General features: G+C 40.2%; 24 protein-coding genes. 13 read left to right on the forward strand and 11 right to left on the reverse strand.

All coding sequences use genetic code 11. The features are described 5' to 3' along the window. Window positions 1–249 precede the first annotated feature (249 nt). A complete protein-coding gene (locus tag AC1M9C_RS13735) occupies window positions 250–1,413 on the forward strand; it encodes an acyl-CoA dehydrogenase family protein (protein WP_481588013.1) in 1,164 nt (387 codons plus the stop codon). A gap of 52 nt (window positions 1,414–1,465) precedes the next feature. Here AC1M9C_RS13735 and AC1M9C_RS13740 read toward each other — a convergent pair whose 3' ends face one another. Then, window positions 1,466–2,068, reverse strand: a complete 603-nt coding sequence (locus AC1M9C_RS13740) for a TetR/AcrR family transcriptional regulator (RefSeq protein ID WP_035269534.1) — start codon at window positions 2,066–2,068, stop codon at window positions 1,466–1,468. A gap of 160 nt (window positions 2,069–2,228) precedes the next feature. On the opposite strand from AC1M9C_RS13740, the gene AC1M9C_RS13745 reads away from it, so the two are divergent. From AC1M9C_RS13745 to AC1M9C_RS13770, 6 genes are all read left to right on the forward strand, one after another. Continuing rightward, window positions 2,229–4,028 carry an acyclic terpene utilization AtuA family protein gene (locus tag AC1M9C_RS13745; protein WP_481588012.1) on the forward strand — a complete coding sequence of 600 codons (1,800 nt, stop codon included), beginning with the start codon at window positions 2,229–2,231 and terminating at the stop codon, window positions 4,026–4,028. Between the two features lie 72 nt (window positions 4,029–4,100). Further along, the gene (locus AC1M9C_RS13750) at window positions 4,101–4,982 is read left to right on the forward strand and encodes an SDR family oxidoreductase (protein WP_481953911.1); all 882 of its coding nucleotides are present in this window, start codon (window positions 4,101–4,103) and stop codon (window positions 4,980–4,982) included. 31 nt (window positions 4,983–5,013) lie between these two features. Continuing rightward, window positions 5,014–6,627 (forward strand): acyl-CoA carboxylase subunit beta, encoded by a 1,614-nt coding sequence (locus AC1M9C_RS13755; protein WP_481592317.1) that lies wholly within the window; start codon window positions 5,014–5,016, stop codon window positions 6,625–6,627. A gap of 138 nt (window positions 6,628–6,765) precedes the next feature. Continuing rightward, window positions 6,766–7,923 (forward strand): acyl-CoA dehydrogenase family protein, encoded by a 1,158-nt coding sequence (locus AC1M9C_RS13760; RefSeq protein WP_481592318.1) that lies wholly within the window; start codon window positions 6,766–6,768, stop codon window positions 7,921–7,923. Between the two features lie 14 nt (window positions 7,924–7,937). Further along, window positions 7,938–8,768 carry an enoyl-CoA hydratase/isomerase family protein gene (locus tag AC1M9C_RS13765; RefSeq protein WP_481953912.1) on the forward strand — a complete coding sequence of 277 codons (831 nt, stop codon included), beginning with the start codon at window positions 7,938–7,940 and terminating at the stop codon, window positions 8,766–8,768. An 83-nt stretch (window positions 8,769–8,851) separates the two neighbouring features. Next, window positions 8,852–10,801: an acetyl/propionyl/methylcrotonyl-CoA carboxylase subunit alpha gene (locus AC1M9C_RS13770; RefSeq protein WP_481953913.1), complete on the forward strand. Its 1,950-nt coding sequence runs from the start codon at window positions 8,852–8,854 to the stop codon at window positions 10,799–10,801. 47 nt (window positions 10,802–10,848) lie between these two features. On the opposite strand, the gene AC1M9C_RS13775 is transcribed toward AC1M9C_RS13770, so the two are convergent. The 5 genes from AC1M9C_RS13775 to rplM form a co-directional block, all read right to left on the reverse strand. Next, window positions 10,849–11,499: a hypothetical protein gene (locus tag AC1M9C_RS13775; RefSeq protein WP_481588006.1), complete on the reverse strand. Its 651-nt coding sequence runs from the start codon at window positions 11,497–11,499 to the stop codon at window positions 10,849–10,851. A 19-nt stretch (window positions 11,500–11,518) separates the two neighbouring features. Further along, a complete protein-coding gene (locus tag AC1M9C_RS13780) occupies window positions 11,519–11,953 on the reverse strand; it encodes a ClpXP protease specificity-enhancing factor (RefSeq protein ID WP_035269488.1) in 435 nt (144 codons plus the stop codon). A 21-nt stretch (window positions 11,954–11,974) separates the two neighbouring features. Next, window positions 11,975–12,628: a glutathione S-transferase N-terminal domain-containing protein gene (locus tag AC1M9C_RS13785; RefSeq protein ID WP_481588005.1), complete on the reverse strand. Its 654-nt coding sequence runs from the start codon at window positions 12,626–12,628 to the stop codon at window positions 11,975–11,977. 870 nt (window positions 12,629–13,498) lie between these two features. Continuing rightward, window positions 13,499–13,885: a 30S ribosomal protein S9 gene (gene rpsI, locus AC1M9C_RS13790; RefSeq protein ID WP_035270019.1), complete on the reverse strand. Its 387-nt coding sequence runs from the start codon at window positions 13,883–13,885 to the stop codon at window positions 13,499–13,501. Window positions 13,886–13,897: 12 nt separating this feature from the next. Beyond that, a complete protein-coding gene (gene rplM / locus AC1M9C_RS13795; protein ID WP_035270016.1) occupies window positions 13,898–14,326 on the reverse strand; it encodes a 50S ribosomal protein L13 in 429 nt (142 codons plus the stop codon). A gap of 211 nt (window positions 14,327–14,537) precedes the next feature. Between rplM and AC1M9C_RS13800 the strand changes: the two genes are divergently transcribed. The 4 genes from AC1M9C_RS13800 (at window position 14,538) to AC1M9C_RS13815 (ending at window position 17,741) form a co-directional block, all read left to right on the forward strand. After that, complete coding sequence (locus tag AC1M9C_RS13800) at window positions 14,538–14,960, forward strand: hypothetical protein (protein WP_481588004.1); 423 nt, start codon at window positions 14,538–14,540, stop codon at window positions 14,958–14,960. Window positions 14,961–15,065: 105 nt separating this feature from the next. Further along, entirely contained in the window at window positions 15,066–16,046 is a 981-nt protein-coding gene (pdxA, locus tag AC1M9C_RS13805; protein ID WP_481588003.1) for a 4-hydroxythreonine-4-phosphate dehydrogenase PdxA, read from the forward strand. A gap of 30 nt (window positions 16,047–16,076) precedes the next feature. Further along, a complete protein-coding gene (gene rsmA / locus AC1M9C_RS13810; RefSeq protein WP_035270009.1) occupies window positions 16,077–16,889 on the forward strand; it encodes a 16S rRNA (adenine(1518)-N(6)/adenine(1519)-N(6))-dimethyltransferase RsmA in 813 nt (270 codons plus the stop codon). After that, window positions 16,890–17,741, forward strand: a complete 852-nt coding sequence (locus tag AC1M9C_RS13815; RefSeq protein WP_481953914.1) for a symmetrical bis(5'-nucleosyl)-tetraphosphatase — start codon at window positions 16,890–16,892, stop codon at window positions 17,739–17,741. A gap of 74 nt (window positions 17,742–17,815) precedes the next feature. Here the strand turns inward: AC1M9C_RS13815 and AC1M9C_RS13820 are convergent, their stop codons facing one another. The 4 genes from AC1M9C_RS13820 to AC1M9C_RS13835 all read right to left on the reverse strand — a co-directional run bounded on the left by AC1M9C_RS13820 (window position 17,816) and on the right by AC1M9C_RS13835 (window position 20,454). Further along, a complete protein-coding gene (locus AC1M9C_RS13820; protein ID WP_481588001.1) occupies window positions 17,816–18,493 on the reverse strand; it encodes an LrgB family protein in 678 nt (225 codons plus the stop codon). A gap of 9 nt (window positions 18,494–18,502) precedes the next feature. Then, on the reverse strand, window positions 18,503–18,874 hold the full coding sequence (locus AC1M9C_RS13825; RefSeq protein WP_481588016.1) for a hypothetical protein: 372 nt from the start codon (window positions 18,872–18,874) through the stop codon (window positions 18,503–18,505). Window positions 18,875–18,916: 42 nt separating this feature from the next. After that, window positions 18,917–20,248, reverse strand: a complete 1,332-nt coding sequence (hflX, locus tag AC1M9C_RS13830; RefSeq protein WP_481953915.1) for a ribosome rescue GTPase HflX — start codon at window positions 20,246–20,248, stop codon at window positions 18,917–18,919. A gap of 68 nt (window positions 20,249–20,316) precedes the next feature. Continuing rightward, the gene (locus AC1M9C_RS13835) at window positions 20,317–20,454 is read right to left on the reverse strand and encodes a hypothetical protein (RefSeq protein ID WP_481610394.1); all 138 of its coding nucleotides are present in this window, start codon (window positions 20,452–20,454) and stop codon (window positions 20,317–20,319) included. A 172-nt stretch (window positions 20,455–20,626) separates the two neighbouring features. Here AC1M9C_RS13835 and AC1M9C_RS13840 point away from each other — a divergent pair, with 172 nt between their 5' ends. Beyond that, window positions 20,627–21,421, forward strand: a complete 795-nt coding sequence (locus tag AC1M9C_RS13840) for a lysophospholipid acyltransferase family protein (protein ID WP_481610395.1) — start codon at window positions 20,627–20,629, stop codon at window positions 21,419–21,421. Between the two features lie 39 nt (window positions 21,422–21,460). On the opposite strand, the gene AC1M9C_RS13845 is transcribed toward AC1M9C_RS13840, so the two are convergent. Continuing rightward, on the reverse strand, window positions 21,461–23,023 hold the full coding sequence (locus tag AC1M9C_RS13845; protein ID WP_481953922.1) for a phospholipase D family protein: 1,563 nt from the start codon (window positions 23,021–23,023) through the stop codon (window positions 21,461–21,463). A 171-nt stretch (window positions 23,024–23,194) separates the two neighbouring features. Between AC1M9C_RS13845 and AC1M9C_RS13850 the strand changes: the two genes are divergently transcribed. After that, complete coding sequence (locus AC1M9C_RS13850) at window positions 23,195–24,205, forward strand: metallophosphoesterase (RefSeq protein ID WP_035270000.1); 1,011 nt, start codon at window positions 23,195–23,197, stop codon at window positions 24,203–24,205. Window positions 24,206–24,220 lie beyond the last annotated feature (15 nt).

Consider the following 24,220-nt stretch of genomic DNA (forward strand, 5'->3'; position numbering starts at 1 on the left):
TGGTAGTGTGGGGTTACCCATGTGAGAGTAAGTCATCGCCAGCTCATTATTCTAAACACCCCCTTCAATAGAAGGGGGTGTTTTTTTATATCAAAAAATTGAATTTCAAAATAATTAAATGCTTTTAATTAAATAAGAGGCTCCATTCAGTTAATTTATGCCAAAAGATTGATGATTCTTGCAATTAAAAAAACAACAATAAATGTCAGTATGCCTATGAGGATTTAAATAATTTCAGGGACATAGTTGATGCAATACAATCCGATTTATTACAAAGATGAACATTTTGCATTTGCAGATGCAGTAAAAAAATTTGTAGAAAAAGAAATTATTCCCTATGTAAATGAGTGGGATGAAGCTGAGACTTTTCCACGGGAACTCTACAAAAAAGCTGCAGAAGTTGGATTGATGGCATCAGGTTTTGATGAAAAATACGGTGGTATCCCAGATACAGATGCATTCTATACTTTATTAGGTTGTGTGGAGTTGGCAAAGGCGGCATCAGGTGGGTTAATCGCTTCATTACTTTCACATATGATCGGTGCACCACCAATTAATAGTTTTGCAAGTGAAGAAGTCAAAGCAGAGGTTTTGCCACAAATCTTATCAGGTGAGAAGATTTCTGCTTTAGCAATAACAGAACCGGGAGGAGGTTCTGATGTTGCAGCACTTAAAACAAAAGCAGTGAAAGAAGGCGATTACTATGTAGTCAGTGGTGAAAAAACATTTATTACTTCTGGTATTCGTGCTGATTACTATACTGTTGCCGTTCGAACTGATCCTGAAGGAAAAGGGCCCAATGGTATCTCAATGCTACTGATTGATGCCCATACGCCAGGTATTACAAAAACAAAGTTAGATAAAATGGGATGGTGGGCATCTGATACAGCTCATTTGCACTTCGATCAAGTTAAAGTGCCTGCAAAAAATTTGATTGGTCCTGAGAATATGGGCTTCTTTGTCATCATGAATAACTTCAATATGGAACGCTTCTTCTTGGCTGCGAGCAGTTATGGTTATGCAAAAGTTTGTTATGAAGAAGCTTTAGATTGGGCTCAACAGCGACGTACTTTTGGTAAGCGCTTGGTTGATCACCAAGTGGTTCGTCATAAATTGGTAGATATGGCAACACGTTTACAAACGACTCGTGCTTTACTTGAAGATACGGCATATAAAATGGGTCGTCCTGAACTTCAGGGGAATGAAATGATTGCACAAATTTGTATGCTCAAAAACGTAGCAACGCAAACTATGCAATTCTGTGCTGATGCAGCCGTTCAAACACTAGGTGGCATGGGCTTTATGCGTGGGATGAAATCTGAACGTATATATCGCGAAGTTAAAGTGAATATGATAGGCGGTGGAGCTGAGGAAATTATGAAAGATTTGGCAAGCCGACAGCTGGGCTTCTAAAAGAAATAAAAAGGTGGCTTAAGCCACCTTTTTTAATTGATCAGATATAAAGTTAAGCATTCATTGCCATATCCCAGACGATATTGGTTAACTCATCAAGTGACATTTTCCCTTCTGGATTGTACCAAGTTACGGTCCAAGCGATTGACCCACCAATCAGTCTTCGCCAGATAAAAGGATCGTGCTTAATTTTGCCTTTGTCATGTAATACCTTGATGACACTCAGCCATATCCCTTCATAATCATTTCTTAATTTTAATAGTTTCTTCTGATTTTCCTCAGAAAGTGAAAACCATTCATAGACCAATACAGCCATGGCGGAACCTGTATCCCCAGAGATCGCATCGAGTTCAGCTTTAATCAGAGCCTTGAGTTGTTGCTCTGGATGGTCTGAAGTGGATATGGCACTTTCAAGGCAAGCGTGATTGTAAATGATGGTTTGTTCCATCACATGCGCCAAAATATCGTCTTTGGTTTTGAAATGATGAAATAAGCTTCCAGATTGGATACCAATAAACTGTGCGAGTTCACGAACAGTGGTTTTGGCATAACCTTGTTTATGGAATAAATAAGCTGCCCCCAAAAGTAAACGACCACGTGGTGTATCGTCAAAGCAGGCTATCGGTTGAATTTGGTCAATAGAGGTCGCGATCATCTTGTTATTTTATCCTATTTTGTTTTCTAAACGCGTTGCTTCCATGCAAATTTTAGCGCAATAAGCAGATTTGCAAATAATAATAACATTTTGCACTTTACAAACCAAGCGCTTGCTTGGTAGATTAAGCTTAAATTCTAAACAGAATAATGAGATGGTTATGACAAATATTCAGGATGAACAAAAAATTGTAAAAATTGGATGTGCTTCAGGTTTCTGGGGAGATACCAACACAGCTGCATTTCAATTAGTACATATGTCGGATATTAACTATTTAGTATTTGATTATCTTTCAGAAATCACCATGTCTATCATGGCAAAAGCCAAAATGAAAGATCCTTCTCATGGATATGCATTGGACTTTGTTAGTCGTGTCATGACACCACTCATCAAAAAAATTGCGGACAAGAAAATCAAAGTTGTAAGTAATGCTGGCGGTGTAAATCCATTGGCATGCCGTGATGCACTTCAACAAGTGATTGCCAATGCTGGATTAGATTTGAAAGTAGCGGTGGTACTTGGTGACGATTTAATGGATAAGCAAGGTGAATTGCAAAAGCAAGGCACCAAAGAAATGTTCACAGGTGAACCTTTGCCTGCACATGTTGCAAGTAGCAATGCTTATTTGGGTGCCGTAGGTATTCGTGATGCTTTAGATTTAGGTGCAGATATTGTAATTACAGGTCGTGTTGTGGATTCGGCTGTGGTGATTGGGCCTTTATTGCATGAATACAAATGGGATTTAAACGATTACGATAAATTGGCACAGGCGGCACTTGCAGGTCATGTGATTGAGTGTGGTGCACAATGTACTGGCGGTAACTTCACAGATTGGCGTTTGGTTGAAGGCTTTGACAATATGGGCTTCCCAATTGTTGAAGTGAAAGCAGATTCATCATTTGTGGTGACTAAGCCAAATGGCACAGGTGGTTTAGTTTCTACAGGTACTGTGGGCGAGCAAATTGTGTATGAAATTGGTCATCCACAAGCTTATTTATTGCCTGATGTAACTGCTGACTTTAGCCAAGTCAAACTTGAGCAAGTAGGCGAGCACCGTGTATTGGTGACAGGTGCAAAAGGTACAGCACCGACACAACATTACAAAGTAAGCACAACCTATCCTGATGGTAACCGTGTGTTAGTGAGTTTCTTACTTGCAGGCCAAGATGCAGAAGAAAAAGCTTATGCCGTTTCTAATGCAATTTTAAATAAAGTTGAGCGTGTGATGGCGCTTCGTTCGATTCCACCATTTACTGAAAAATCAATTGAGATTTTAGGTACAGAAACAACGTATGGCGCAAATCGTCGTGTGCAAAAACCTCGTGAAGTTGTGGTGAAAATTGCCGTTAAACATATGTTTAAAGAAGCATGTATGTTCTTTGCATCTGAGATTGCGCAAGCTTCAACAGGTATGGCACCTGCATTAACAGGGATTGTGGGTGGTCGTCCAAAACCATCTCCAGTGATTAAATTATTCTCGTTCTTGGTAGAGAAATCTCAACTCAATGTTGAAGTGGATATCAATGGTGAGCGTCATAAAGTTGATGTACAACAGGGTGAGCCGCTTGCAGAGATTCCAACGATTCCTACAGGTGAAGTGGCAACTTTAACAGGTAATGAAATCGAAGTGCCATTGGTTGAAGTTGCACATGCACGTAGTGGTGATAAAGGTAACTACAGCAACATCGGTGTACTTGCACGTAAACCAGAATTCTTACCTTGGATTCGTGCATCTTTAACTGAAGCCAATGTTGCTGAATATATGAAGCATGTATTTGAAGGCGGTGAGGGTGGCGAAGTTCTTCGCTATGAATTACCGGGTTTAAATGCCATGAACTTCTTATTGATTGATGCGCTTGGTGGTGGTGGTGTTGCGAGTTTACGTATTGACCCACAAGGTAAAGCCTTTGCACAACAATTGTTAGATATGCCAGTGAAAGTGCCTGCAAATTTATTGTAAGCACAGCTTTGGGCATCGCCATGATGCCCAATCCAGAAAAATTTACATCAAATAAAAATGGAAGTATGCGCAATGGGTTATCAATCAATTTTTAGAAATGATGCATTCGCTGGCAAAGTCGTGATTGTGACAGGTGGTGGTTCGGGGATTGGTCGTTGTACGGCACATGAGCTTGCATCACTTGGTGCGCAAGTGGTGATTACAGGTCGTAAGATCGAAAAACTTGAAAATGTGATTGCTGAAATCACTGAAGATGGTGGTCATGCACATGGCATCGTGTGTGATAACCGCGAAGAAGAACAAGTGAAAAACATGATTGCGGAGGTGATCGAAAAGTTCGGTCGTATTGATGGTTTAGTGAATAACGCAGGTGGTCAGTTCCCATCAACATTAGAAAGTATTTCTGCCAATGGTTTTGATGCGGTCATCCGTAATAACTTACATTCGACCTTCTATCTTATGCGTGAAGCCTATAACCAGTGGATGGCAAAAAATGGTGGTGCCATCGTCAATATGGCAGCAGATATGTGGGGCGGTATGCCGGGTATGGGGCACTCAGGTGCAGCACGTTCGGGTGTGGATAACCTGACCAAAACGGCTGCGGTGGAATGGGGTAAATCAGGTGTGCGGGTAAACTGTGTGGCACCGGGTTGGATTATCTCATCAGGGATGGATACCTATTCAGGCCCTGTCGCAGAATTCATTATCCCAAACCTTTCAGGCAATGTGCCTTTACAACGTATGGGAACAGAATCGGAAGTGTCTTCAGCGATTGTGTATTTACTTTCTGAAGCGGCCAACTTTGTTTCAGGGATGACAGTACGTATCGATGGTGCGGCTTCACAAGGTACACGCGTATTCCCATTATCATCTGCAGAAAATAGTGAGTCTTATAACGGCTTCCACCGTGCATTTATTCCAGATGTACTAAAGAAAAAAGACGAAAAGAATTAATCCAGATTATAAGGAACAAGGAGGAAACGGAATGGCAGTGATTCAGTCCGAAGTTGCAGTAGGAAGCGAAGTATTTGAACAGAATAAAGCGAAATTGCTCGAGCAAATCGAAGAGATTCGAGCGATTCAAAAAAGTGCGCTAGATCGTTCTTATAAAGCTAAGCCTAAGTTTGATAAAAAAGGAAAGATTTTACCGCATGAGCGTGTGCGTATGTTGCTCGATGCAGATTCTCCATTTGTAGAGTTGTGTGGTCTTGTGGGTTACAAGATGCATGATGATAAAGATGGTTCAGAAGCAGGTGGCGGGATCATTGCAGGGATTGGTTTTGTAAACGGTACACGTTGTATGGTGGCTGCCAATAATAGTGCGATCAAAGGCGGTACGATTGCTCCAATGGGTGTACACAAAAGCCTTCGTTTACACCAAATTGCGTTAGAGCAAAAATTACCAATCATTACTTTAGCAGAAAGTGGTGGTGCAAACTTAAACTACGCAGCAGAAGTATTTACTGCTGGTGGTACAACCTTTGCCAACCAAGCACGTTTATCTGCAAAAGGGATTCCACAAGTCTCTGTAGTCCATGGTAATGCCACAGCAGGTGGTGCATACCAACCGGGTCTTTCTGATTATGTGATTACGGTACGTAAGCAAACTGAAATGTTGCTTGCAGGACCGCCATTGTTATTGGCAGCAACAGGGGAAGTGGCAACTGCTGAAGAATTGGGTGGTGCAGAAATGCATGCACAAGTGGCCGGTACAGCAGAATACTTAGCAGAAAATGATGCTGATGGTATCCGTATCGCACGTGAAATCTTTAAGCATTTAAACTGGAAAGAGCAAGTTAAGCTTGAAACACCAGAATATAAAGAGCCACGTTATTCAGCAGAAGAATTACTTGGCATCATTCCATCAGATCCAAAACAACCATTGGATATGAAAGAAATCATTGCACGTATTGTTGATGATTCTGATTTCTTCGAATTTAAAAATGAGTATGATTCACATACGGTATGTGGTTGGTCGCAAATTGGTGGTATGCACTTAGGTATCATTACTAATAATGGCCCGATTACGCCACAAGGTGCAGCAAAAGCAGCACAGTTTATTCAATTATGTGAACAAACCAAACGCCCAATTTTATTCCTGCATAACACCACAGGTTTTATGGTGGGTACAGATGCAGAACAAAACGGCATCATTAAACATGGTTCTAAACTGATCCAAGCTGTTGCGAATTGTACAGTGCCGAAGATTTCGATCATTGCACATGGTTCATACGGTGCTGGTAACTATGCAATGTGTGGTCGTCCACTTGGCCCACAATTTATCTTCTCATGGCCGAACTCTCGTGTTGCGGTAATGGGTGGTGCGCAAGCTGGTAAGGTACTTCGTATTGTTGCAGAGGCGAAACAACGTGAATCTGGCATGGAGCCAAATGAGCAAATGTTGGACTTCTTAGAACAATCAACAGCGATGAAATTAGAGTCACAATCTACAGCGCTATTTAATACTGCAATGTTGCATGATGATGGCATTATCGACCCACGTGATACACGTAAATTGCTGATTTTCTTATTGCAAACGATTAATGAATCACAAGCACGTGAACTAAATCCAACACGTTTTGGTGTACCAAGATTCTAATAAATCCCTCTTGCGGAATATATTCCTCATCCCTGTGAAAAGTGAGGAATTCCCCCTCTTTTTAAAGTGGTGAGAAGCATGGCTTCGCAAGGGAGATTAAAGATTAAAAAAAATATTGAAATTTTAAGGAAGACAAAAATGAAATTTACTGAAGAACATGAAGCGCTACGCCGTACAACACGTCAATTTGTAGAAAACGAAATCAACCCATTTACAGCAGAATGGGAAAAAGCAGGTCGTTTCCCAATCCACGAAGTATTCAAAAAAATGGGTGATTTGGGTTTATTGGGTATCTGTAAACCTGAAGAAAACGGCGGTTTGGCACTCGATTATTCTTATAACTTGGTGGTTGCAGAAGAATTAGGTCGTATCAATGTTGGTGGTGTTGCACTTGCGATGGGTGTACAAACCGATATGGCAACGCCTGCGATTGCACGTTTTGGTTCTAAAGAGTTACGTGATGAGTTTTTAACGCCAGCAGTTGCAGGTGAAAAAGTTGCAGCGATTGCAGTATCTGAGGTTCAAGCAGGTTCTGACGTTGCAGCACTAAAAACCACAGCAACTAAAGATGGTGATGATTACATCATCAATGGTCACAAAATGTGGATTACAAACTCTCTACAAGCAGACTTCTTCTGTTTGTTAGCGAATACTTCTGATGGTAAACCACACTTTAATAAGTCAATGATTGTGGTTCCTGCAAATACACCGGGTATTACATTCTCTGAGCCATTAGACAAGTTAGGTATGCGTTCAAGTACCACTGCACAGGTGTTCTTTGACAACGTACGTGTGCCACAGCGTAACTTAGTGGGTCAAGAAGGCATGGGCTTTATGATGCAAATGCTTCAGTTCCAAGAAGAGCGTATGTGGGGTGCTGCTAACGCCATGGGTGGTATGTTGCAATGTATCGAAAAAACAATTCAGTACACTAAAGAGCGTACGACATTTGGTCAGCCATTAATTGATAACCAATATATCCATTTCCGTTTTGCTGAATTAATGACTGAGATCGAAGCGCTGAAAGCATTAACCTATCGTGCTTGCCAATTACATATCGAAGGCGAAAACGTAACGCAAATGGCGTCTATGGCAAAACTGAAAGCAGGTCGTTTAACGCGTGAAGTTGCGGATAGCTGCTTACAGTTCTGGGGTGGTAATGGCTTTATGGCAGATAACCCAGCAGCACAATTCTACCGTGATGGTCGTTTAGTATCGATCGGTGGTGGTGCGGACGAAATCATGCTTGGCATTATCTGTAAGATGATGGACATCCTTCCTGGTAAGAAAAAATAAACAGGAGATCTGATATGACATTATCAAGTTCAATTGCCAATTTAGAGGTTGATGGCAGCATCATCCTAGAGCAAGACGGTGGCATTTTAACGTTATGGTTAAACCATCCTGAAAGCCGTAATGCCATGAGCCTAAAAATGGTGGAATCCATTCAGGCTGTATTTACAGCAATTAAAGATGATGTGTCTGTACGTGCTGTAATTTTACGTGGTAAAGGTGGTCATTTCTGTGCAGGTGGAAACATCAAAGATATGGCAGCGATTCGTGCTAAAGCAATGGAAGTGGGCAACAACACACCATATACCGAATTTAACCGTACCTTTGGTGCGTTGATTGAGCAAGTCGATCAAGCACCACAAACTGTTGTGGCTTTACTTGAAGGTGCTGTACTCGGTGGTGGTTTTGGTTTGGCATGTGTGTCTGATGTGGCAATTGCGCATGCAGAAGCACAATTTGGCTTACCAGAAACTGGTCTAGGGATTTTACCTGCACAAATTGCACCATTTGTAGTGACGCGTGTTGGTTTAACTCAAGCACGTCGCTTAGCATTATTAGGTATGCGCTTTAAAGGTCAAACCGCTTTAGAGGTGGGAATTGTGCATCAAGTGGTTGCAGATGAAGTTGAACTTGCATCTGCACTTGAGGAAACCATTACCCAAATTAAACGTTGTGCACCATTGGCATCGCGTGCAACAAAAGCATTATTACATCGTACCACCAAAGAAGAATTGGGGCCGTTACTTGATGATGCAGCACGTCAATTTGCAGATGCCGTGGCAAGCGCAGAAGGGATGGAAGGCACAATGGCGTTTATTCAAAAACGCCAACCAAGCTGGGCAGAATAAACCACATTCCAACGCCTGTATGAATGTGAATTAAAAAGGATACGCTCCTCAAAATAAGAGGAGCCTAAAAAATTGGTGGAACTATGGCGTTTACAAAAGTATTAGTTGCAAACCGTGGTGAAATTGCTGCTCGTGTAATGCGCACAGCAAAAGCTTTAGGTTACGAAACCGTTGCTGTGTACTCTGATGCGGACAAAAATGCGCGTCATGTACAAGTGGCTGATGAAGCGGTTTATATTGGTCCTTCTAAAGTATCAGAATCTTATTTATCGATTCCAAATATCATCGAAGCATGTAAGAAAACAGGCGCAGATGCCGTGCATCCGGGTTATGGTTTCTTATCAGAAAATACTGATTTTGCTGCAGCGTGTGCAGAAAATGGCATTACCTTAATTGGTCCACCAGCAGGTGCGATTGAGCTCATGGGTAGCAAGCGTTTGTCTAAAATCGCCATGATTGAAGCAGGCGTACCATGTGTACCGGGTTATGAAGGTGACCAACAAGACATCGACTTTTTAGCAGATCAAGCGAAAAAAGTAGGTTTTCCATTGATGGTAAAAGCATCAGCAGGTGGTGGTGGACGTGGTATGCGTCTTGTTCACCAAGAAGCGGATTTACTTGAAGCTTTAAAAACTGCACGTTCTGAAGCAGAAAATGCCTTTGGTTCGGGTGAGTTGATTATCGAGAAAGCGGTGATTGCACCTCGCCACGTGGAAATCCAAGTGTTTGGTGATACGCATGGTAACTATGTGTATTTATTTGAACGTGATTGCTCGATTCAACGTCGTCACCAAAAAGTGGTTGAAGAAGCACCATGTCCAGTATTGACACAAGAAACACGTCAAGCGATGGGGAATGCCGCAGTTGCCGCAGCCAAAGCGTGTGATTATGTCGGTGCGGGTACAGTTGAATTCTTGCTAGACCAATCGGGTGAGTTCTATTTCTTAGAAATGAATACACGTCTGCAAGTAGAACATCCTGTGACAGAGATGATTACAGGTCTAGATCTTGTTGAGTGGCAGCTTCGTGTGGCAAACGGTGAAACTTTACCGCTGAAACAAGAAGAATTGACCATGAATGGTCATGCCATTGAAGTGCGTTTATATGCAGAAGACCCACGCCAAGACTTCTTACCACAAACAGGTAAAGTCTTACGCTGGCAACCTTCGGATTTAGAAGGCGTACGTATCGACCACGGTATGATGCCAACTGATGAAGTTAGCCCATTCTACGATCCAATGGTGGCTAAAATCATCGTACATGGCAAAACACGTACTGATGCGATCCGTTTACTTGCTCGTGCCGTAAATGATTCTGTACTGTTAGGTGTAAACAGTAATAAGGAGTTTTTAGTTAACTTATTACGTCATCCACTTGTGGTGGAAGGTGATGTTAATACTGGTTTTATTCAACAGCATTTCCAAAGTGATGTGAGTTTGAATAAGCAGAGTCTAAATTTAGAAAGCTTAGCATTGGTTGCAGCGTTGTTGACAAATGCATCTGCGCAAACAGATTGGAATACAGGGGTTTCTTCAGCATTGCCACTGAAACTTCGATATGATGATCAAAAGTTAGATCTCATTGTGCATCGTGATGGTCGTTCAGTGAGTGTTGAAACCTGTGGTGAAAGCCAGTCAATTGAGGTTGTAGCGCAAAATACACAGCAATTGATTTATAGCATTAATGGAATTCGACGTCGAATCGACTATGTTCTTGATGGTAATTTCGTTTATTTAGATCGCGCGAATGGCAACGTCATGGTGGAAAATATTACCTATTTACCACCTGAGACTGCCGATGTGGCAGGGGATGGTAAAATTCGTGCCCCAATGGATGGTGCAATTATAAATGTCATTGCTCAACCTGGAGAGCGTGTAACTAAAGGGCAAACATTATTGATTCTTGAAGCGATGAAAATCCAACAGCAAATTAAGTCAGATGTGGACGGTGTTGTGGGTGAAATCGTAGGACAAGTTGGCCAGCAAGTGAAAAAACGTCAAATCTTGATGAATATTGAGGTTGATGCTGAATAAGCAATAAAAAAAAAGCCATCGTTAGATGGCTTTTTTTATCACAGGATTTATGCAAATACTGTTTGTAGGGCACAGTAAAGCACCCAAAGAATTGCAATCGCAACTACAGGTTCTAAAACTTTTGCCCAAGTTGGTGTAGCCACTACTTCTGGCTCAGCAACATCGTGGTGATCATGTTGAACTTGATTGACCATATCATGAAACTCCTTCATCGTTTGGTCTAATGATATATCTTCTTGAATGACAGGTTGAGAACCAATCAACTCATTTAGGTTATTTGTTAGCCAAACCCAATCTTTTGCTTTACCAGAGAGATGTTCAACTTGACCCTGAAGTAATTCATTCATGCCTTGTAGTTGATAATGACCTGTTACATCAAGTTGTTTAAGTTCATTAAGCTGTAAGGTCAAAATCTCTGATGTCGCAGTTTCAAGTTCTTGATGAGACAGCGTAGACTGATTATGTTGAGATGTCGTCAAATGCCGTGCGACTTCTTGAATATAAAGTTGGTCAGCGGCATGAATTTCTTGGTATATTTTTTTTTTGTCTTTACGCCATAGGCTGATGAGTTTGCCTAAAGCTAAGATATTTAATTCATTGAGATATTCATGCCGTTGTTCAGCTGGATACTGTTTCAACAGCTGAGGCTTTTGAATTTTGGTCTGCTCAACAAAATATTGTACTAAATCAAAAGCCATTCAACTCTCCTGTAAGTTTTTAATCCAAAATTCTTAAACTTGGTTTTTTCTTTGGTGCTTCATTTTCTTGATTTTGTTGCTGTTTAGATTCTATCGGATTTTCATCCGTTTGTGCATTGGCATATTCATCAGGATCAAAGAATAATCCTTGACCATTTTCTTTTGCATATAACCCGAGTACAGCATTGATTGGCACATAAATATCTTTGGAGACACCACCAAAACGTGCAGAAAAAGTAATCGCTTCATTGCTCATGTGTAGTTGATGTACAGCATGTGGCACGATATTTAAAACAATCTGACCGTCTTGAACGAACTGTGTAGGTACATCGGTATAAGGTTGTGTGGCATCTACCAGTAGATATGGGGTGAGATTGTTATCGCAAATCCATTCATAAATCGCACGTGCTAAATACGGGCGAGTTGGACTTAATTTGATTTCTTGATCAGACATGTGACTCACTCTTTTGCTTTTTTAAGCGGATTTTAATTCAGGACTATAACGATTTTTTTCCTGAACCGTCATGGACTTAAGGAAGGCTGGACGACTGAAAACACGCTGGCAATATAAATAAAACGGGCGGCATTGTTGCTTTGGAAGCTCAATACCCATCGTTCTTAACCGTATAAAAATCGGTGCCAACATGCAATCTAAAATTGTAAATTGTTCAGACATGAAATAAGGATAGTGCTGAAACAAAGGTGTCAGCGAGATAAGAGTATCTTTTAACTTTTTTTGAGCTGCCTTTTGTGCGTCAACATCAAGGGTGTCTGGGTGGCGCAACATATCATCTGCAAGTTTTAACCAGTCATTTTCAAAACGCCATATATATTGGCGTTGTTCTGCACGTGGAGCAGGAGCATCTGCATATAATTTATTCTGACGATAGCGATCATCTAAATATTCAGAAATGATGGATGTATTGAAAAGTTTTAACTCATTTTCAACCATCATTGGGAGTTGATTGTATGGGTTTAAACTCGCAAGATCCTCGTTGTCTTCGTCGACAATAAATAAATTGTGTTTAATTTGTTTTTCTGCCAGTAAGAAGCGAATCCAATGCGATCGAAAGTCATCTGCATGACTATAAACGGTGATGCCTTGTAATGGGGTGGTTTCGACTGACATATTCCAATCAAAGTATTAATGAATAGATAAGGATACTAAAAATGCACGCTAAAATCATCGTTTAATGAGCGATGCATATTAAAACACTTGGATTTTATATTGATTCGTATTTATGTCTGGAACGTTTTTTATTAAATTCTATCCTTGCATTGTTGAAATTCAATCTTTAACTTTTTTATCCAAAGCGATGTAAAAAGCCGATCTTTGAATCGGCCTTGTGTACTAATGTATGATTCCACTCCACCATTGACGGACGTCGCGATTGTTAGTTAATGCACTTGTGTCGCCTGGTCTAAGTTTATAGCCACACTTGTAAACCACTGAGAATTTTTGACCTAAAGATCGATGTACCAGACTGTTATTTTGTACAGGGTATCCATCTGAGCATCCAACTAACTCTAATGCTTTATTTATGTTTTCATATGAAGACATTAATCTTTGTATGGGTCCATCACAAACATGCTTACCCGTATTGGATTGCCAGCACACGGCTAAAGCATCTATTGATTGTGAGTTATTTGCTTGTGCAATATTGGATGTACCTAATATTGTAGCGGCTACGGCGAATGATAAACATATTTCCCTATTTAACATTTTTATCCCCTTAATTTAAAAAACTGCATGAAAGTATTTTTTAATGAAGTTGTAAAAAGTTAACAATCCTCAAATTGGGATAGATGATTAAGCATATGTTTGTTTAAGTCAGTCAAAATAGAGCAATAAAAACTAGCGTCTTTTTATTGATATCAGCGTTTAATATTCATTTTAAAGCATCGTGTACGACTGATTTTCATGAGTAAGGGAAAATATAAAGATGAAAAAAAACCTTGGCATAAGCCAAGGTTTTTTTGTCCGAATTCGGAAAACGAATTAACGTTTAGAGAATTGTGGACGTTTACGAGCTTTACGTAAACCAAGTTTCTTACGTTCAACTTCACGAGCATCACGAGTAACGAAACCAGCTTGACGAAGAGCAGGTTTTAAAGTTTCGTCAGCAGCGATCAATGCACGAGTAATACCGTGACGGATTGCGCCAGCTTGACCACCGATACCACCACCAGCAACAGTGATGTAAAGGTCATATTTCTCAGTAGCATCTAAAAGCTCAAGTGGTTGACGTACAACCATACGAGCAGTTTCACGACCGAAGTATTGTTCTAAAGAACGGTTGTTAATAACGAGTTTACCAGTACCAGCAGATAGGAAAACACGTGCAGTTGCGGTCTTACGGCGACCTGTACCATAGTTAGTAGCCATGTGCTGTATCCCTTAGATGTCCAAAACTTGTGGCTGTTGAGCTGTGTGAGGATGCTCAGCACCAGCATACACTTTCATTTTCTTGATCATAGCATAACCAAGAGGACCTTTTGGCAACATGCCTTTTACAGCGCGTTGGAAGATTTCTTCTGGCTTGTGAGCAACTAATTTTTCAAAGTTAGTTTCACGGATACCACCAGGGAAACCAGTGTGGCGATAGTATTTCTTATCAAGTGACTTGTTACCAGTTACTTGAACTTGCTCAGCATTGATAATTACGATGTAATCACCAGTGTCAACGTGAGGAGTATAAGAAGTTTTGTGCTTACCGCGTAAACGACGTGCGATTTCAGTCGCAAGACGACCTAAAGTTTTGCCAGAAGCATCAACAACGTACCAGTCGTGTTGAACTTCAGCTGGCTTAGCGCTGAGAGTTTTCATTAACCACTACCTATTATAGTTGGTTTGGACGGTGGAATCTGTCCAAACAAAAAGGAGAGCGAATTCTAGCGGAAAAACACTAGAACCACAATCAAAATATTAAGATTTCGAGGGGCATATTCTATTTAATTTAGATTGAAAAGTATAGCGGTTTATTTAATCAATTTCTTTTAGAATGAGGAAATAATCATAATAATAGCTCGGAGTTTTGATGAGTTCACAAAATAATAATGATCGTTTCTCTCCTCCTGTTCATCATTCAGATTTATCTTCACGCCATGATCAAATCAAAGTGAGCAAGGTGACGAAATTTTTGACCGGATTTTTATTTATTTTTCTCGGAATATATTTAGCGTTAGGTGTGGTGTTTGGCGCTATTTATGGAATCGATGTTTTGAGTGTCATTCTTATATATTCAATGTATGCACATTTTATGATTTTCCCTTGGGTTATTTATTCAATCGGTGGCTTTGGTTTCTTGTGCATTAAAGATTCAGCGTTTTATTCAATGCGTTCAACGATTGGACGGATTCTTTTGTTGGGTTTGCTCCTCGTCATCGTGATTGTATGTGTATCCGAAGTCGCTCATGCTGTTGGTCTATTAGATACAAGATTTCGTATGGATTGGCGCTAAAAGACTCAAAAGAACGATTAAAAAATCAGAGGGCTAAGATTTTACCATTTTGGGATTGTTGAACATCGTACATTCGATCTGTATTAAAATAATAAAAATCCTTGAATGATGATCGTTATGCTTCCTTTGTATGTCACCAGCGGTGAGCCTGCTGGAATTGGTCCTGATATCTGTTTAAGCCTTGCGCAACGTTTGGATGAGCGTCCACTCGTCGTGCTTGCTGATATACAAATGCTCAAGCAACGTGCAGAAACACTTCATCTTGAAGTTGAAGTGATTGAGTATCAAGGGCAACAAACATCATCAAAAGTGGATCAGCTTTATGTGGAACATATTCCTTTAAATGAAAGTGTAGTACTGGGTGAGTTAAATGCTCAAAATGCGAGTTATGTCTTAGAGCAACTCCGCCGTTCTGCAGACTATGCGATGTCAGGTAAAAGCGTTGGCGTGGCGACAGCACCTGTACAAAAGTCAGTGATCAATGAGGCAGGTATTCATTTCAGTGGTCACACTGAGTTTTACCAAGAATTTGCTGGTGTATTACGCGTGGTCATGATGCTGGCAACCAAAACCTTACGTGTTGCACTTGCAACCACGCATTTACCCCTTCGTGCGGTTGCGGATGCGATTACAGCTGAGCGCTTGCATCAGGTCATCGACATTCTGATTCATGATTTAAAATCTAAATTTAAAATCGAATCTCCCAAAATTTTGGTGTGCGGTTTAAATCCTCATGCAGGTGAAGATGGTTATTTAGGGGTGGAGGAGATCGAAGTGATTAATCCTGTACTTGAACGCTATCGTGCGCAAGGGATAGACATGAGCTTATGTCTGCCTGCAGATACTTTATTTACGCCAGAAAATTTAAAAGATGCCGATGCAGTTTTAGCCATGTATCACGATCAGGGATTACCTGTGTTAAAATCTCAAGGATTTGGTGAAGCCATTAATATTACTTTGGGCTTGCCGTTTATTCGCACCTCTGTCGATCATGGCACAGCACTCTCCCTCGCAGGTACTGGACTTGCGAAAAGCTCGAGCTTACATGTGGCTGTGGACTTAGCGCTCGATTTAGCGCGTCAGTGATCTTGTCTTAATTACACGTTGGAAATCTTTATGTATCAGATTAATGCCTTAAACCCGAAAGATGAAGGGCATCACACGCGTAAGCGTTTTGGTCAAAACTTCTTACATGACCAACGTGTCATTGCCAAAATTGTGCGTTCGGTGAACCCGCGTACTGGTGACAATATTGTTGAAATTGGTCCAGGTCTTGCTGCTTTAACATCGCCTTTAATTGGTGAATGTGATGCTTTGACTGTCATTGAATTAGACCGTGATTTAGCAGCTGGATTACCGGGTCGTGTACCGCATCCTGAACGTTTAACTATTGTGGAAACTGATGCTTTACGCTACGACTTCACTGAATTGTTTGATGGTCGTCCGTTGCGTGTTGTCGGTAACTTACCTTATAACATTTCTACGCCTTTGTTATTTCATCTCTTAGAGTTTGGTGACAAGGTCAAAGACATGCACTTCATGTTGCAAAAAGAAGTGGTCGATCGTATTACGGCATCACCAAATACCAAAGAATATGGTCGTTTATCAGTCATGATTCAGTATTACTGTAAACCAACATTCTTGTTTGAAGTGCCACCTGGTTCGTTCAACCCACCACCCAAAGTAACTTCTGCGGTATTTCGCTTAGAGCCGTATGATGTAAAACCAATAGTGGCGAAGAATGAAAAAGCCTTGGCACGTTTAGTCTCCCATGTATTTACACAACGCCGTAAGACACTTCGCAACAGTTTAAAAGGTATGTTGCAAGAGGAAGGATTTGAAAAAGCTGGTGTTGATCCAATGGCGCGTCCAGAAACATTAACACTTGCTCAATTTGTTGCACTTGCAGATCAAATGGTAGATGCATAAATGGCTGGTGAAAACATTCGATATAATTACGTGATTGGTGATGTTCAGGGCTGTTTTGAAGCTTTGAAAATGTTACTCAAGGAAATCAAATTTGATCCTGATCAGGATTTTTTATGGTTTGCGGGTGATTTAGTCGCACGTGGTGAAAACTCGATTGGCGCTTTACGTTTTATCAAGAAACTGGTCGATCGAGGCGTTGCTGCGACAGTCTTGGGTAATCATGATTTGACCTTGTTAGCGGGCGCAAGGGGCATTAAAGAGATTAAAGAGAAAGACAATACTCGTGATGTGATTGATGCGATTGACAGTGATGATTTAATCGACTGGTTACGCAAACAACCTTTATGTTTATGTCCAAATGAAAATATTGTCATTACACATGCGGGTATTCCACATATTTGGACAGTAGAGCAAGTGAAACAGTTTGCTCAAGAGGTTGAAGCGGTTATTGCACATGATGATTTTGATGTTCTGGATGCATTTTTGAAAGAAATGTATGGTAAAGAACCTACATTATGGTCAGATGATTTAACAGGATATGAGCGCTTACGATGTATCGTGAATTATCTAACCCGTATGCGTTTGACTGATCCAGAGGGTCGACTTGAATTTAGTTTTAAAGACGCTTTAGATGAGCCGATGCCAGCTGGCTATCAGCCATGGTTTGAATATAAGTCAAAAGCTGCTCAAACTCATCAAGTCATTTTTGGACATTGGGCTGCCTTACAGGGCAAAACAATATCTGCGCATATCCAGAATGTTGACGGTGGTTGTGTCTGGGGTAATCAATTAATGGCGTATCGTCTTGAAGATCAGCAAATGTTTGCTGTCGATAATCCTATGTTTGCATAGAATCTACTTTAGATCATTTCGTCTAATAAAAAAGCCACTCATCAGTGGCTTTTTTATTTTCAGTCGTGGGTATATCAAGAGGTCGCTTTTAAAAAGTGAATAAAAGTGGGAAGCCAAACGGCTGTAAACGTTGCATTTACCGCCATACCAAATGCAGCATAACGACCAGCTACACTACCTCGTTGCCAAGCTTGAGCTGTCCCAATCGCATGAGCCGCTAAGCCGAGTGCTAAGCCTGAGGCACGCTCATCATTAATATGACGTAGTATGAGTGGTGAAAAAGCTGCGCCGATAACACCAGATAAAATGACGATTAAAATGGCTAAGCTAATTGGTGCATGGAGTAAGGTCGCAATATTAATTGCGATTGGTGTCGTCACTGCACGTGTAGCGAAAGCCATAATGGTCGAATCCGCCATATGCAGTAAATAGGCTAAGCCCATAGGCAATGCGACTGCACTGACACTGGCAAACACTAATATTCCTAAAATGCCTTTTAGTGGTAAATCGTCATAACGCATTGCTGCAAGTGGGATCGCGAGAGCCACCGTGACGTATCCTAATAAATGATCAAAAATCGGATTGACATCTTTCATATAGTGATCATAAGGAATACCAACAATCAGTAAGATGACGATCACAAAGAACATCCCGAATACAATGACAGGAATCTGTGGTACGACACGGTTACAGGGTTTTGAAATTAAATAGGCGAATAACGTAATAGCAAAGCCGATTAAAATTGCGAGCATATTTCTCTCCTATAACCAGCGTTTTGCCATTTTGGCGTAAACCCAAAGTGGAATAAGTGTACTTAACGTGAGTACGAGTAAAAAAAGAGGAATTTCTTTACCCATATGAACCAACATAACCAATGCCCCAGCACTAATTGGTAAAAATGCGAAAGCACTTTCTTTCATGATTTTATTATTTACATCGACAACTCTGGTTGGAAGAGTGCCAAATCTACGCCAAGCAAACAGTACAAGTAGTAAGGAAAGCAACCCGACAAGATTGCCCAGTTCGGGATGATTCAATTGAGTCGTAAGCCAAACTGAACCTTCTCGGAAGCCAATAATAAGCACTAGGGTGCCAATCCATGCTGGCCAATCTATCGTTTTCATCCACTGCATCATGATTATACTTTTAACATTATTTATCACGTTTTAACTGATTTATGATTTGATTTCAAACTCTTCTAAAGGTCTTTTAAATTGTTGCGCCTTATCACCAAGAATTTGATCAATTGGTAAATGTGCTTGTTTTATAAGTTGCTCTAATTTATGTGGCGCAATTTGAATATTTAAAATCAAATGACCTAGATCATCATAATGTTCAGACTGAATCACATTTAATTCATACAGTTGATTGCGTAATTTGCCATATTCAGGTCTGAGTGTGAGTTCAAATTGTTGAATTTGCCCCATTAAACATTCTTGAACGGCTTGTCGCAGTAAATCTAAACCTTGATTTGAATGTGCTGAAACATAGACTCGATCGGGCAAATTGGGAGAAGCATAAATGATTTTCGGCTCTTCACCCGTTTGATCAATTTTATTGTATACGCGTAAAATTGGCACCTGAGCCCCAATTTCTTTCAGGACTTTTTCAACAGCATCAATTTGCTCAAGCTTTTCTGGACTATTTGAATCGATAACATGCAAAAGCAAAGTCGCCTCAAGTGTTTCTTCAAGTGTTGCTTTGAATGACTCTACTAAGGAGTGTGCAAGATTGCGAACGAATCCCACTGTGTCAGCCAAGACCAATGTTCCAATGCCATCCCAATTTAATCTTCTTAAAGTTGGGTCAAGAGTTGCGAACAATTGATCTGCTGCATACACATCACTTTCAGCAAGAATATTAAATAGGGTGGATTTTCCTGCGTTGGTATAACCGACAAGAGACACTGTTGGAATAGACGCTTTTTGACGCGCTGCACGACCTTGGATTCGTGTCTGGCGGACTTTTTCAAGTTTGTCTTTAAGCTGGTTTATGCGGAGGCGGAGTAAACGACGGTCTGTTTCTAATTGTGTTTCACCTGGACCACGTAGACCAATACCACCTTTTTGACCATCTAAGCCCATGCGACCACCCACTAAACGCGAAGCGAGATGATCTAACTGAGCCAATTCAACTTGTAGTTTACCTTCATGTGTTCGTGCGCGTTGTGCAAAAATATCTAAGATCAGGCGAGTACGATCGATAACACGACATTGAATAACACGCTCGAGATTACGTTCTTGAGATGGTGTGAGGGAATGATCGAAAATGACAATATCAGCTTCTACCGCTGCAACAAATTCGGCGATTTCTTCAGCTTTACCCGAACCAATAAAAAATTTAGGATCCGGTTTAATACGTTGAGCTTGTATATGTTCAAGAATCTCTGCACCAGCAGATTTGGCCAATAAACGAAATTCTTCTTGATCAAGATCTTCTAATATTTGGACATTAACACTCACCAAGACCGCTCGTTCATTTGCTTGATTTTGTCCAGTAACTTCCACTCAGCTAACACTCCACATCAAAACTCTAGTGTAGAGGAAATTGAACAATTGAGGGAAATAGATTTAAATTAACCTAAAGCAGTTTTGAACATGAGTATAAACGCCAGCATAAATAAAAAGACGCCACCGACAATTGATGCCAATGAGAAGAGTGCCGACCAGATGGGAAGGACTTGATTTGATGATGATTGAGTTGGAGTTTGCATAATTTTTCAATCTATAAATTCGATTTAAAAATTGTATTTTATTGAGTGTTTGAATTGAAATTGAATTTTCAAATCTATGTATACGGTTTTTATAATCAATGCATCTCTGGTGAGCTCAGTATAGAATGGAGCTATAGTGGATAACGCCTGTTATTATTTAGTGAAATAATTTATGACAACATTAACGCCTAAAAAACTCAATTTATTTTCAAAAACAGCGCTATATAGCCAAAAAATCATCTCAGGTACTGCTGCTGTCACTGAAGGGTTTTATTTAATTTTTAGGCATCAAATGTATAAAAATCCGAATAATCCAAACAATACTCGCTATGTACAACATTTTTGCCGTCGCTTATGCAAAGTTTTTAATATCGATTTACAAGTGCATGGCAACATTCCTCGTGAACCCGCATTATGGGTGAGCAATCATATCTCTTGGTTAGATATTCCTGTATTGGGTTCGAGTGCGCGTGTATTTTTCTTAGCAAAAGCAGAAATTGAAAATTGGCCGATTTTTGGGAAACTTGCCAAGGGTGGTGGAACACTGTTCATTAAACGAGGTTCAGGAGATTCGGTCCGTATTAAAGAGCAAATCACGGAATTTTTGAAGCAAAATATCCCTGTCTTATTTTTTCCAGAAGCAACCACGACTGATGGAACTAAAGTCAAAAAAGTGCATGGAAGACTTTTAGCTGCAGCTATCGAGGCTCAAAAACCAGTGCAAGTTTGTTTAATCTGTTATGTTAATCAAGAGGGGGAGTTAGATCAGGTTGCTCCCTTTATTGGAAATATTGGATTTACAGCGCATCTCAAAGCGGTATTGGAAATGCCTCAAGTCGTTGCACATTTAACAGCTTTGCCCACGATTGATGTTACTGGACATACAGTTGAAAGCTTAACGAGAGAAGTGCAACTCAGAATGCAGGAAGGATTGGAAGCATTACATCAAAAAGTACTCAAAGCTTAATCAGTAGAAGCAAAGCAGGGATCATGATGATCCCTGTTTTTACATGAATCCTTCGATTGGTAACCATGAGATAACTTTCAAACTTGCTTTTTGCCACCATTTCATTTTTGGTTCTTTGGTATAGATTTTAATACCATCAGGATTCGCTTGTTTCCAATTAATATTATTTTGTGAATCTAGAACTAATTTATAGGCATATTTTTTTAGGTTCTGATCCATGGTTTTATGTACAGCTTGCGCTAGGGGCTGGCTGTTTAAAATGACGCCAATTTCAGTATTTAAATTGGCTGAACGTGGATCAAAATTAAATGATCCGATAAATACTTGCTTATCATCCAAAGCCATCATTTTTGCATGCAGGCTTGAGCGACTCAGCCCTTTAAGGCTCACTTTGGACTGCTTAGAAATTTCAATATTATTTTTATTTTGGAATTCTTCTGGCAAAGCAGGGAGGAACTCATATAACTCTACGCCGTTTTGCAGTAAATCCTGACGATATTTCGCATAAAATGCATGTACAAGCGCAACATCATTGGCTTTAAAAGAGTTGGTCAGTACGCGAACTTTAACGCCATCTTGTGCGATCGCACTTAAGCGTTGCTCACCCTTGCGTTCAGGAACGAAGTAAGCGGAAATGATATCGACACTTTTTTCTGGTTTCTCTAAGCGTTCAACCAGTTGAAAGTTGAGATGTTCTTCTTTCTTAGCTTTCGCTTTGATTTTTTCAGGAGAATCTTTGATGACTTCTGCTTTCACCCAATCCAGCTTAATTTCTTGATTGAGCCAACGATCAAAATCATGAGATTCACGAGTAATTTCAACATAACTACGTACAGCACCATCATCAAAGTGCTCTTGCAGTTGCTGTTTTAAACCTTCATAGCGCAATGTATATTGTTGATGATTGACAATATTTTTAACTGGATAGGCATATTCATGATTCCAGTACTCATCAAATGAGTGTGTAATATCACTTACTGCATGACCGACAAGCATGACATCAACATCTGAAAATTGATATCGGTCACTGACATTGTAGTATTGATTACTCATATTTCGGCCGCCAATCAGGGTAATTTGATTGTCAGCTGTAAACGTTTTGTTGTGCATCCGTCGATTGATACGTTTCAGATCCAAAATCATATCAACGGGTCTAAGGCGTCGGAATTTATAAGGATTGAATAACTTTACGTCAATGTTTTGATGTTGATCCAGCGCGAGATAAATACTTTCCATCGTCTTAGCGTTATTGTCATCCATTAACAATCTGACTTTTACACCACGATCAGCAGCTTGAATGATTTTATAAAGAGCCAATGCACCTACACGGTCGTTATCCCAAATGTAATATTGAAGGTCGAGTGTTTTTTCGGCTTTCTCAATTAATTGAAAACGTGCAGCTATCGCTTCGATTGGATCATATAAAACATGAAAACCTGTTAATTCAGGATTCTTAATTTTCAAAGGTTCGACAATTTGCGCCAATGAAGTGTCATGAGTGTCGATGTCATACGCATATTGAGGTGCAACAGCTTGTTGAGTGGGTAAAGTTGAGCATGCGGGTAAAGCAAGAATCAAACATGAACTCATGATGAAGCGCATTTTAAAAGATGTTTTCTTTTGGCGATTCAATTGTTGAGATTGATTCTTTTCCATGTGATTTGCTTGCATAATCTATTCTTTGAACTCAATGTGCTAAAGTATAAAGAGCACCATTTAAAAGATAAATGAACCACTCAGATTATTCGTCTGATTTAATGAAAGAGATTGAATATGTGGACAACAAATAACATCCTTGCTGCGTTCTATATTATTTTCTCGCTCTTCGCTATTTGGGGAGTCACGCAAGCATGGATGAGCCAATCTCGAACTGAAACCATACATCCATTTAAAGCCTTTGTTCATCTCTTGGCATTTTATCTTTCGTATTTACTTGTTCCGTTGTGGTTTTTTAGTATTTTTGCTACTTGGCAAGGTATATTTTCATTGCATGAAGGTGTGTTTATTTTCTTGTTGAGCAGTGTATTGATTTATGCACGTTTCATTGAGCCACATCGTGTAGTAGTGAATAACCTGAGTTACAAGTTAAGTTCGGCGCAACCCTTTAAACATCCGATTAAAGTGGCATTAATTGCAGACTTACATATTGGATTGTTTTCTGGGCATGAAAGACAACTGAAAATTATCGTGAATAAGATTAATCAAGCTCAACCAGATTTAGTGGTTGTGGCAGGTGATTGGACCTATGAACCAGAAAATAAGCTGGCAGAAGAGCTCCGAGTATTAAGAGAAATTCAAGCGCCTGTCTATTCTGTGAATGGTAATCATGATGAGCAATATCCAGGTCCACCGATTCAGGCATTATTAAAAGATGCGCTAGCTTCAAATCAGGTGATGGATATTGAAGGTAAGATTGTTGAGTTTGATGAGTTTAGATTGATTGGTGTGGGGGATTTGTGGGCAGGTAAGGCTGACATGCGGGATATGCCTGATTTACCACAAGATAAGCCGTGGTTAATTCTGTCACATAATCCGGATACGGTGGATATGGTGCCAAAATTGCCAACTCATCCGTTGATGTTGTCAGGGCATACTCATGGGGGACAAGTGGAGCTTCCGTGGTTGACAGATTACATCATGAAAAAAGTATCTATCTTGGGTCATAAACGTGGTTTATATAAGCATGAACATGCCAATGTTTATGTGTCCGTAGGTACTGGTATGGTAGGTGTCCCATTCAGATTCAGAGTACCACCGATGATTGATATCATTGAGCTCAGCTAATAAAAAAACCGGCTT

The sequence above is a fragment of the Acinetobacter sp. 24-47-39 genome (assembly GCF_056783825.1).